Here is an 11,890-nt window from a genome sequence, read left to right on the forward strand (position 1 = left end):
CGATAATCAAAGAAATGTGATATTTCCACTTGACAATCGTCATTTCATAACAGAATTATTAGAAGTTTTCTATGCACATACTATTTCTCCTATCTGTATCGCATTCCTCACTTCTTTATTTATGGTACTCTTTATTGGACATTATCATTATTTAGCTGGATCACTTGCACTTATTGCTTATATTATTGTTGGTGTGATTATACCAGTTATTAATGGCAAATTGGGAAGTGCTGAAGGGATGACATTTCGTAATAATTTTGGTGAATTAAACAGTTTTGTATTGGATTCCTTACGTGGATTAGATGAAACAATCCAATATAATCAGGGTGAAGAAAGAAAGCAGGAAATCATTGAGCGATCTAAGCAACTTGCAAAACAGCAGGAATACTTAAGCTATAGAGAAGGGGCTCAGCGTTCTATCACAAATACAGTTATTCTTTTAGCTTCATTTGGTATGCTTTTCTTAACACTATTCCTTTATCTTAATCATGAATTAGGTTTTGAAGGTATTATTACATGTACTTTATCCATGATGGGGTCATTTGGTCCCGTAGTCGCTTTATCAAGTCTTTCTAATAACCTCAATCAAACCTTAGCAAGTGGTGAACGTGTTCTTTCACTTCTTGAAGAAAAGCCTCTTGTAGAAGAAGTAGAAGGAGACAAAGAAACTAATGACTCCTTTAAAGGAGCTGCACTTAATCATGTTACTTTCTCATATGATGATGAAACAATCCTAGATGATTATTCATTAAAACTAGAACCTGGTAAGATTACAGGAATCCATGGTGTGAGTGGTTCTGGTAAATCTACAATACTAAAATTATTAATGCGTTTCTGGGATGTGCATCAAGGCTCTATTACTGTAGATGAAGAAGAAATCAAACAGATTCCTACAAAACATTTACGTAATATGGAAAGCTATGTCACACAGGAAACGCATCTCTTCCATGACTCTATCGCAAATAATATTGCGATTGCGAAAAAAGATGCTACACGTGAAGAAATTATGGAAGCAGCTAAGAAAGCCTCGATTCATGACTTCATCATGGCTTTACCTAAAGGTTATGATACAGAAGTAGGGGAGTTAGGTGATACATTATCTGGAGGAGAGAAACAAAGAATCGGAATTGCGCGTGCATTCCTACATGATGCACCAATGATTCTTATGGATGAACCAACATCTAACTTAGATTCACTCAATGAAGGTATTATCTTGAAATCATTAAAAGAATCTTCAAAACAAAAAACAATTGTTCTTGTATCACATAGAGTATCTACAATGAATATTGCAGATACTGTTTATGAGATGAAGGATGGTAGAATTTCTTAATAAGAGGGTGTTCACGCATCCTTTTTTCATGTTAAGATAATTATGAGGTGAACAAATATGTTATAAATTTTGTGGCGAAAAACCCACACGCTTGCGTGTGGGTTGAAAGCCACATTTCACTTGATAAATACTTAGAAAAATGATATATAATCTATGTATATTAAAGTATAGAAAGTCAACAGATCATTAGTAAAAGTAACTATGATATAAACACACATACAATAAAACAACTATCACTGTAATCGGAAAAATCCTAATAATGCTGCACATATAGCGAACAATAATAACCATGCAGAACTGTGCAATCCTAATAATTCAGCATATCATTCAAGTTGTGGGAAAAAGTAATGGCACGAACTAAAAGTGACAATGTACAAATAAATATTTCCATTCCTGCTGGATGGAAAACAGAACTTGAAAACCCTGCACGTATCTATTCTGTTGAGGAAGGTGAGAGTATCATATTTCTTGACTTGCTGCGTAGAGGAATTCAAGAAAATATCAATTAGGTGAACAAGACAGTGAGAAACAATATCATAGTGCTTCGTATTGAAAATATCTGATACAGTATCACATCATCAGGTATTCTAAATTCATATTTCTGGTATTAAAAGGTAATGTAGAGGAAATATTGAAACAGATATTACAGAAAAATCTATTACCACATTAAGGCTCTTGAAGTGAAGCCTGACCATATACATGTCTTTGTAGATGTACCACAAACTGCTGCTTTCTGTGATGTTGTAGGGACTTTTAAAGATATAAGTGCTATTGAACTATTCAAGGCATTTCCACAATTAATACAATTCTGCAGGATGCGGTATTTTATATCTACAGTAATTAAGATATTAAGGAGCAGAAAAATGATGACTGATAAAGAACATAAAAGACATCTTAAACAATTTCATAAGCTTTCTGACAGGCATATCTTGGTTGCTGAAACTGATATGTCTTCTTCTGATATACAAAAAGTTGTAAAGCTTTCGAATAAGATCAGAAAAGCAGGTAACGAACTTGTTGGTCTTATGAGAAAGAATTATGACCAACTTATGCGTACAAAGAGATACCGTAAATTATTATTTCTGTATGGTAACACTAAAGATAGGGATAAACGAAAAACTTATGCCAAACAACTTAATGAAATGCAGAAAGCTTATAATATTACATGGGAATACTGCAGAACATCCATGATTCCAATAGGCAAGAAATATGGCGTAGACGCTGTATTTGCTCTGACTAAGGCCGAAGATATATGGCGTGGCATGGAAAAATGTTTATATGGTAATGGTAATATCTTACATTTCTCAAAATATGGAGAACTGCCTTGTATTCGTGCAAAGCAGATCAACCGTGGTATACCTATATCCGTTACAGATAATAAGCTTCATTTCAAACTTGGCAGGATGGTATTTGGAATAAAGGTTAATGATAGATTCCAGCAGGATGAAGTAGATGCCATTTTATCATATCTTGCCGAATCTGAGATTTTGGATGACAGGGCTGTTAATACTCTTATTAAAGATGGCTGTTGCATAGATACATACAGCCCCTGCTATGCTACGCTTGTTCCCAAGAAGATAAGAGGTAAATACAGAGTATATCTGCATCTTACTATCGATGGTAAAGCAAAGCCAAAATATGATAAGCATGGCAACCCAAGACATAAGCTCGGCCAAGGTATTATAGGTGCTGATATAGGTACACAGACTGTTGCTTATACATCTGATACTGAGGTGGGCTTGAAGAATCTTTCAGAGCGTGGCAACAGTATTCAGACTTCTGAGAGAAAAGAACGTCTGCTTTACCGTGCTATGGACAGGTCAAGACGTGCAACTAATCCGCAGAATTATAATGATGATGGTACTGTTAAAAAAGGCCGTAAAACCTGGAAATATTCAAATCATTATAAGAAACTGAAAACAAAGCACTCTGAATTATGTCGTATTAATGCTATAAATAGACAGCTTGCAATAAATGAAGACGCTAACCATTTAAGAAGTCTTGGAGATGTATTTATCACAGAACCTAAAAATGCAGGCAAACTTATGAGACGAGCTAAAGAAACTACGGTCAATAGCAAAGGCAAGTTTAATAGGAAAAAGCGTTTTGGCAGATCCATAAAGAACAGATGTCCTTCTGGGTTTCAAGCTGCTGTAGAACAGAAATTCAAGGTATCAGGTGGTACATATATTGAAGTATCTAATGATTACAGAGCCTCACAGTACGACCATACTATTGATGACTATATTAAAAAGAAACTATCTGAGCGAATGTATAAGCTGCAAGATGGTACTGAGGTACAAAGAGACTGGTATTCATCATTCCTATTATACTGTTACGACTACAGAACTAAAAATATCGATAAAAACAAATGCATTTCTGAATTTGATAAGTGTTACAGCAAAGAAAAAGCCCTAATCGAATGGATTAAGGTTAACGAAATCAAGGTATTAAATAGCGGAATTAAGATAGCGTAAAATATATTCAGGGAGATTGACTATACTTCCTTACGAAAGTAGAAATTTACCGTTAATGTGGTCGCTGGACTGCTTGGTAATGAAAGTTCTGATTCAAATAGATTTACACTTGTAACTCCAAAGTCTGAAAATGATGTACGATTACAAGCTACACTTGGCAATCAGAACCCCACGGGCTTGCCCGTGGGAGTAGTCAGGTGATTATCATGTACATACTATCTATAGTGATGATTCTGTTTATGAAATGGAAGAAGTTGTAAAGGATGGTATTAAAAAAGAAATTAAAGAATTATGTTTTACTGATCATGTAGATTATGGCATTAAAAGAGATGTGGATGATCCACTTGGTCCTGTATATCTCAATGGACAGCCTATCACCAATGTTGATTATCCTAAGTATTATGAAGAATATCTGTGTGTAAAAGAAAAGTATAAAGATCAAATTACACTTAAGCTAGGATTAGAATTTGGTATCCAGGTACATACAATTCCCCAATATGAAGCATTATTTAAAGCTTATCCCTATGATTTTATTATCCTTTCTATTCATCAGGTAGATGATTTGGAATTCTGGACAGGAGATTATCAAAAAGGGAGAACTGAAGAAGAATATTATACAAGATACTACCAGGAATTATATGATGTAGTAAAGAACTATAAAAATTATAGTGTTCTAGGTCATATGGATCTCATGAAGCGCTACGATAATCATGATGGCTATGATAGCTTTAATAAGCATAAGGATATCATTACAAAGATTCTTCAAATAGTCATCAAAGATGGCAAGGGAATTGAAATCAATACATCATCAGTACGCTATAAACTAGATGATTTAATGCCTTCTAAAGATATACTTAAACTTTATTTAGAACTTGGTGGTACTATTATCACAATAGGGAGTGATAGTCATCAGGAAGATCATTTAGGTGCCTATATAGAAGATACTAAAAAGCAGTTAAAAGCGTTAGGTTTTACACAGTACTGTACATATAATAAAATGATTCCTGAGTTTCATAATTTGTGATATTTAAATTATATTGAACAATGCACATTTTTTCATATTTCTGTGAAAATAATGCGTGTTTTTATGTAAAAAAGCACTTGCAATACATCTCTTGGCATGTTATTATACATGAGCAGTCAAGAGAGATGTCTACGTAGCTCAGCTGGATAGAGCACACGCCTTCTAAGCGTGCGGTCATGGGTTCGAATCCCCTCGTGGACGCCATCTGAAAATCACCTCGGTTAATCCGAGGTTTTTTTATATTAAAAAATATTCAAAACACCTATAAATAGGCATTATGAGCAAATACTTCAACGCATTATATTTCTAAATCCTTTATAATCATAGATGTAGAAAGGTTTTGGTGATAAATATGAATAAAAATAATTACTCTTTATATCGTTTAATGAATATCTATATGAATGATTCTCTTGCAGGAATCCGTTTCTTCTATAATATCAAATGGCCCCAAGGATTTGCTTGTGAAGAATGTGGTAGTTCTCATTATATTTATGATGAGGAAAATAGATGTTTCATCTGTGCTCATTGTGGACATAAAGAAGATTTACTGGCACATACTGTTTTATCAGAATGTCTTGATAATCCTAATTCTCTTGTCCTAGGACTTTATCTATGCCTTACAAGCAAGCGTAGAGTGACTCAGAAAGAACTTGCCCAGCTTGTAACTATTCCTACTAAAAGTGCTGCAATACTTATTAAGAATACAGAAATGATTGATGAATGTAATATCCAGGAGGATATTATTAAGAAGATGTTTGAAGTAACTGAAAATCCCTTATTAAAAAATGTATCTTATAGTAATAAGAATGACTCAAATCGTGCTATAATACCAACGAAAGCAGGGTGATTTGTATGACAGAAACAACAGGTTCAATTATTAATATAGTGAATACTGGTCAGGTGATTACATTGACTGTAAAGTATATAGTTGATCATCACGTTTATTCATTTAAAGAAGAAGCTGTATTAAAGCCAGCAAGACAATTACTATTATTTAAGTCTAAAAGAAAAGTACCTGTGTTAGGTACTTTAAGAGTAGGACAGGAAGTCACTGTCTATTATGATGAAAAACATCCAAGTACTGCTTATCTTAAAGATAATGCGAGATAGAATGTTTATAAGTTTCTAGGAAAATGATAAAGGATAGAAAGCATAGCCATTCAAACAAGCCTGTAATATCTGCAAGAAAGTATAATACAGTCGTTAACATAAGACATAATGATATCAATAGCTGCAGGAGCTTATAGGCTAAGTAAGTATGAGTTTGATGTAAATCATAGAGAAACATTGCAAGAGTAATGACTATGAACACAATCCCAATAAAACCTATATAAGTATGACATTCTGAAAAGAAGTCATGACTTGATCTTTTAAATGGCATAAAAAGACTTATAAGAAGACATAGACCTGATATATGGACAAGTGCTTTACGTTTTGTGATTTGGTATAACTGATACCAGTAATAGATTAAAAACACAAAGAAGAAGCATTGCATTGGATAATGATATTGTGGCATGCTCATGACTCCAGATAAATTATTATGTATTAAACTGAGTCTTGAAGCAAAATATGCCAATATTGTAAGAAAAATGATATGTACCATAAAAACCTCCTGCTTCATTATAACCGCTTCTATTTGAGAAGAATAGAAAGATATGCTAAAATATATTAAATGTGATAGGTTGAACATATTGAAAGGAGTATTATGAAACACAATAATGTTAAAATCATGCCTCTAGGTGGACAAGCCGAAGTAGGCAAGAGTATGTACAGTATAGAAGTAAACGGAAAGATTTTCATCATAGATGCAGGTTATCGTTTTCCGGATTTAGATAAGCTTGGTGTTGATATCATCATTCCAAGTTTTGATTATTTAATTGAAAGAAAGAAGGATATTGTCGCCATCATTATCACTCATGGACATAATGATGTTATGGCGGCATTACCTTATTTATTAAATGCTATTCAGGGTGTTCCTGTATATGCGCCTAATTTAACTGCAGACCTCATTGAAATGATGATTGATCATTATCAAAGACATCAGAAAAAAAATCTTCATATGGAACTCATTCGTGTAAAACGTGATGAATCTATTAAGATTGCTGGTATCCCAGTAGAATTCTTCCCTGAAACACATTCTATTCCTGGAAGTGTTGGTGTAGCCATCTGGACTCCTGATGGATATGTTGTATATGGTGGAGAGTTCATTATTGACTTTGGTTCTCCTGAAGGATTTAGATGTAATATCCAGAAGATGATGGAAATTGGGAAGAAGGGCGTTCTTGCCTTAATGGTTGAATCATCAGGTGCAAGTAATCCTGGTTATACTTCTCCAAATCATAAGCTTACAAATAAGATTGAATCTATGTTTGAAGATGCATCTGGTAGAATTATTATTTCTTCTTATGCCCAAAACGTTTTTAGAACAAAGGAGATTGTAGAACTTACTAAGAAATATCATCGTCAGATTGTCTTCTATGGTCGTGATAAGTATGATCAGACAAATAGTATTATTCGTTTAGAAAAGACAACACGTGAACCAGTTATTACTGTGCCAAGTAAATATCTAGGTAAGAAAGAAAATGTAGGTATTCCAGCAAAGGATTCTAACTATGTTATTTTATTAAGTGGTGCACCTAATACAATCTATAATGATATTTGTGATATTTTAGATGGTGGGGATGAACTATTAAAAATCAGAGAAGGGGATACATTTATTGTTGCTTCTCCAGTACTTCCAGGTACTGAAAAAATTGCGAATAAAGCACAGAATGATTTATTTAGAACTCCTGCTGATGTTCATATTCTTAAAAATAAAGAATTACCATCAATGCATGCTTCTATCGAAGATATCAAAGTATTTATTCAGTTATTTAATCCTAAGTACTATGTACCAATCAAAGGTGAATATCGTCGTTTTGTAGCTAATGCACATATTGCTAATGAAATGGGCATTGATAATGATCATATCGTAATATTAGATAATGGTGAAAAGTGTACTTTTGAAAATGGACAGTTAGATGAAAATCGTGAAGTCATTGAAATCGAAGATGTCATGATTGATGGTATTGGTGTCGGTGATGTTGGAGAAAAGGTTATTGATGACCGTATCCAGTTATCTAATGATGGTATTGTAGTAGTAGGTGTCACTATTGATTCACGTACTAAAGAAATCATTGCCCAGACAGACTGTCAGACACGTGGATTTGTTTATTTAAAAGATTCTGGTTATGTCATTAAAGAAATTATTAATATCTGTGAGGGTGTTGTTTCTAAGTTAAAGGATGATCCTCAAATGGATGTTCAAGATATACGTAATGAGATGAAAGAATTATCTATGCGTTATATTATGAAAGAAACAGGTAAGAAACCTGTATTCATTGGTGTTGTAGTAGAAATATAAGCAGGATTTATTCCTGCTTTTTAAAACTACGAAAGGAAGTGAAAACATGGCTGAAAAGAAAACAAAGAAACCTAAAAAAGCACCTGTATCCAAACAGCCAAAAAAACAAGAAGAACCTAAATCTAACAAGATCAAAGTAAGACTCATCGCCTTATTTTTATTGTTTATATTCTTTATTAGTATATGTCAATTAGGAATAGTAGGGGGATTCTTCCATACACTCATGGTTTATATTTTTGGTAGTATGATGATTTATCCAATTCTTATTATACTCTCTATTGTATCTGCTTATTTTGTAATAAAGGGAGAAGCCCCTCAATGGAAAGGACCACAAGCTATAGGGCTTGTTATGATGATTATTGGTATCTTACTTATTTGTACGTATGCAGGTAATATGCATTCTACAGGTAGTATGAATAACTATATAAAGCACGATGGTGTAACAAGTGGTGGTTTAATAGGTTCATTATTATATGCACCACTAAGTGCTTTATTTTCTCCTATTGGAACTCTTATTTTTGGTATTATTTTACTACTAGCCGGTCTTGCATTATTCTCTAGTAAGTATATTCATCAATATAAGATCAAGCAGAATGAAAAAGAAGCACAGGATGCAGTAGAAGTATTTGAAAACAAGAAAGAAACATCTAAAGTAAAGGATTTCTTTGCACCTAAACAAAAAGAAAAGGGATTCTTCCCTGATAAAGTATTTGAAGAGAAAGAACCTTTAAAGGAACCTGATATAGATCTTACTTTTAATCAAAAGAGTATGCGTTTAGATATTGAAAAGAAGAAACCTAAAAAGATGGAATACAAGGATGGTGTTTATCAGCTTCCTTCATTTGATTTATTAAATCCTATTCGTAATACAGGTAACTTATCAGAAGAAGCTAAACATGCTAAAAGTACAGGAAAGATTCTTGAAAACATGTTTGAAGAATTTGGTGTCAATGCGAATGTAGTCCATCTCTATATTGGACCTACAGTTACTAAATTTGAAATTAAGCTAGAAGCAGGTACACGAGTTAATCGTATCTTGCAGTTGCAGGATGATATTCAGCTTGCATTAGCTGCCAAAGAAATTAGAATTGAAGCACCTATTCCAGGTAAACCTTATGTTGGTATTGAAGTACCTAATAAGACAGCCGCTATGGTCCCATTTAATGAAGTTTATCAGCTTTCTATGCGTGATCATACATGGGATAACAAGTTAGCTGTTCCACTAGGTAAAGATGTATCTGGTAACCTGATTGTCGCAGAACTCAATAAGATGCCTCATTTACTTATTGCAGGGGCGACTGGTTCAGGTAAATCAGTCTGTGTGAACTCTATTATTACTTCTATTCTTATGAAAGCAACACCAGATGAGGTAAGACTTATTCTGGTTGACCCTAAGAAGGTTGAATTATCTAACTATAATGGCGTACCTCATTTATTATCTCCTGTTGTCACTGATCCTAAAAAAGCAGCAGGTGTATTACAGCAGGTTGTTGCAGAAATGGAAAGACGTTATGAAGTCTTTGCTGATAATGGACAGCGTAATATGGAATCCTATAATATTTATGCAAGAACGTTCAATGAAAAGGCTAATGATGAAGATAAAAAAGAAATCATGCCTTATCATGTTGTTATCTTAGATGAAGTTGCTGATTTAATGATGGTCGCTTCTAAAACAGTAGAAGACTGTATTATGCGTATTTCACAGATGGCTCGTGCTGCAGGTATTCATCTTATTGTCGCAACACAAAGACCATCTACTGATATTATTACTGGTGTTATCAAAGCTAATATTCCATCACGTATTGCCTTTGCAGTATCTTCAAGTGTTGACTCACGTACAATATTAGATGCAACAGGGGCTGAAAAACTACTTGGAAAAGGAGATATGCTCTTTAGTCCAATGGGTTCTAGTTCACCAGTACGTGTACAGGGTGCATTTGTAGCAGATGAAGAAGTAAGTCGCGTTGTAGAGTTTGTTTCTAAACAGATGGATGCAAACTATGATGATAATTATGTCAATGCGAAAGAAGTATCAAATGGCAGCTCTTCAGTCAATGATTCTTTAGATGATACAGAAGAAGAATATGAAGAATGCCGTGAATTTGTCATTAAAGAACAACGTGCAAGTACTTCTTTATTACAAAGAAGATTCAGAATTGGCTATAATAAAGCAGCTCGTATCATGGATCAGTTAGAACAAAATGGTGTAATTGGCCCACAGATAGGTTCTAAACCAAGAGAAGTTTATATTCGAGGTTATAGTGAAGAAGATATTTAAGATATCTTCTTTTTTTGATTAATTAAGCGTTAACACTTTATAAAGTAGCAATAAAGTGTTAAAATTATTATATATCAAAAGGAGGAATTGAATAATATGAAAAAGCTTATGGCATCTGCTGTAGTACTTTCAATGGTACTCGTTGGCTGCGGTTCTAGTTCTAAAAAGGACACAAAAAAAACAGAAATCGCTTTGATTACTGACTCAGGAGGAATTAACGATAAGTCGTTCAACCAGTCAGCATGGGAAGCAGTAAAAGAGTATGGAACTAAAAATGATAAGGGTTATAAATATTATAAACCTGCTTCATTCGATACTGCTGGTTATAAGGATCAGATCAAGAACGCTGTTGACAATGGTGCAAAAGTCGTTGTTTTACCAGGTTTCAAATTTGCTGCTGCATTAGGAACTATTCAGAATGAAAAAAAATACAAGGATGTTAAGTTCGTTGCAATTGACTTCACACCTACTGATGAAAAAGATAATCCTGTAGATGTTGCGGATAATGTTTTCTGTACAACTTATAAAGAACAGCAGCCAGGTTATTTAGCTGGTTATGCTGCTGTAAAAGAAGGCTACACAAAGATTGGCTTCATGGGTGGTATGGCACTTCCTGCAGTAATTAACTATGGTTATGGTTATTTACAGGGTGCTAACGACGCTGCAAAAGAATTAAATATTAAAGTTTCTGCAAAATATACTTACACAGGTACATTCAATGAATCACCAGAAATTAAGACTAAAGCTACTGGATGGTACAATGGTGGTACTGATGTAATCTTTGCTTGTGGTGGACAGATTTGTAACTCTATCTTCGCTGCTGCAGAAGATACAAACAAGAAATCTATTGGTGTAGATAGTGACCAGAAAGATGATTCTAAGACTGTTATCACTTCAGCTATGAAGGGTGTTAAACAGACTGTATTAGATGAAATCACAAATGCTTTCAATGGCAAGTTTGAAGGTGGCGCTCATGTATTAGGTGCAGAAGGCGACTACATTGGTCTATCAACTGATTTCTCAAGATTAAAGAAATTCACAAAGAAAGATTACGAAAAAGTATTCAAAGACGTTAAAGATGGTAAAGTAAAGATTATTACTTACTCTGATGTTGATGAAAATGCGAAGGGTGATCCTAATACAAAAGTATTAAAGGATGCTTTAACTAACGTAACAGTATCTTACGAAAACTAAATAGAATCTATAAAAGTGGCTTAAATAGCCACTTTTTTCAATTGAGAAAGATAACAGATGGGCAGCAAAGATAGATTGCTCATATTATAAAAGAATAATTTTTAGCATACACCAAAAAGCAAATAAAGGCTTCCATAGCTTCTCTAAAAACAGCTAATTACATAATTCCAAGTTTCTCGCACAC

8 protein-coding genes, 1 tRNA gene and 2 pseudogenes are annotated in these 11,890 nt (G+C 33.8%); all 11 read left to right on the forward strand.

Annotated elements, in window-relative coordinates:
• The coding region (locus DW269_RS00005; protein WP_147321667.1) for an amino acid ABC transporter ATP-binding/permease protein at positions 1–1,330 on the forward strand (1,330 nt) is incomplete at its 5' end.
• Between the two features lie 347 nt (positions 1,331–1,677).
• Positions 1,678–1,839: a hypothetical protein gene (locus DW269_RS12685; RefSeq protein ID WP_195921154.1), complete on the forward strand. Its 162-nt coding sequence runs from the start codon at positions 1,678–1,680 to the stop codon at positions 1,837–1,839.
• A gap of 171 nt (positions 1,840–2,010) precedes the next feature.
• A pseudogene (locus DW269_RS13165) lies at positions 2,011–2,109 on the forward strand (IS200/IS605 family transposase); the annotation flags it as partial.
• Positions 2,110–2,193: 84 nt separating this feature from the next.
• On the forward strand, positions 2,194–3,807 hold the full coding sequence (locus DW269_RS00015) for a hypothetical protein (protein WP_233503265.1): 1,614 nt from the start codon (positions 2,194–2,196) through the stop codon (positions 3,805–3,807).
• 199 nt (positions 3,808–4,006) lie between these two features.
• Positions 4,007–4,831, forward strand: a pseudogene (locus DW269_RS00020) (histidinol-phosphatase HisJ family protein); the annotation flags it as partial.
• A 127-nt stretch (positions 4,832–4,958) separates the two neighbouring features.
• Positions 4,959–5,035, forward strand: a tRNA-Arg gene (locus DW269_RS00025).
• Positions 5,036–5,183: 148 nt separating this feature from the next.
• The gene (locus DW269_RS00030) at positions 5,184–5,678 is read left to right on the forward strand and encodes a hypothetical protein (protein ID WP_117457998.1); all 495 of its coding nucleotides are present in this window, start codon (positions 5,184–5,186) and stop codon (positions 5,676–5,678) included.
• Positions 5,679–5,683: 5 nt separating this feature from the next.
• Positions 5,684–5,941, forward strand: a complete 258-nt coding sequence (locus tag DW269_RS00035; RefSeq protein WP_117457999.1) for a DUF3592 domain-containing protein — start codon at positions 5,684–5,686, stop codon at positions 5,939–5,941.
• 595 nt (positions 5,942–6,536) lie between these two features.
• Positions 6,537–8,234 carry a ribonuclease J gene (locus DW269_RS00045; RefSeq protein ID WP_022425555.1) on the forward strand — a complete coding sequence of 566 codons (1,698 nt, stop codon included), beginning with the start codon at positions 6,537–6,539 and terminating at the stop codon, positions 8,232–8,234.
• Between the two features lie 46 nt (positions 8,235–8,280).
• A complete protein-coding gene (locus DW269_RS00050; RefSeq protein ID WP_117458001.1) occupies positions 8,281–10,512 on the forward strand; it encodes a DNA translocase FtsK in 2,232 nt (743 codons plus the stop codon).
• Between the two features lie 96 nt (positions 10,513–10,608).
• Positions 10,609–11,706 (forward strand): BMP family protein, encoded by a 1,098-nt coding sequence (locus DW269_RS00055; RefSeq protein ID WP_117458002.1) that lies wholly within the window; start codon positions 10,609–10,611, stop codon positions 11,704–11,706.
• The last annotated feature ends 184 nt before the right edge of the window (positions 11,707–11,890 follow it).

Origin of the sequence: Catenibacterium sp. AM22-6LB, from assembly GCF_003435615.1 — a bacterium.
GTDB lineage: Bacteria > Bacillota_I > Bacilli_A > Erysipelotrichales > Coprobacillaceae > Catenibacterium > Catenibacterium mitsuoka_A.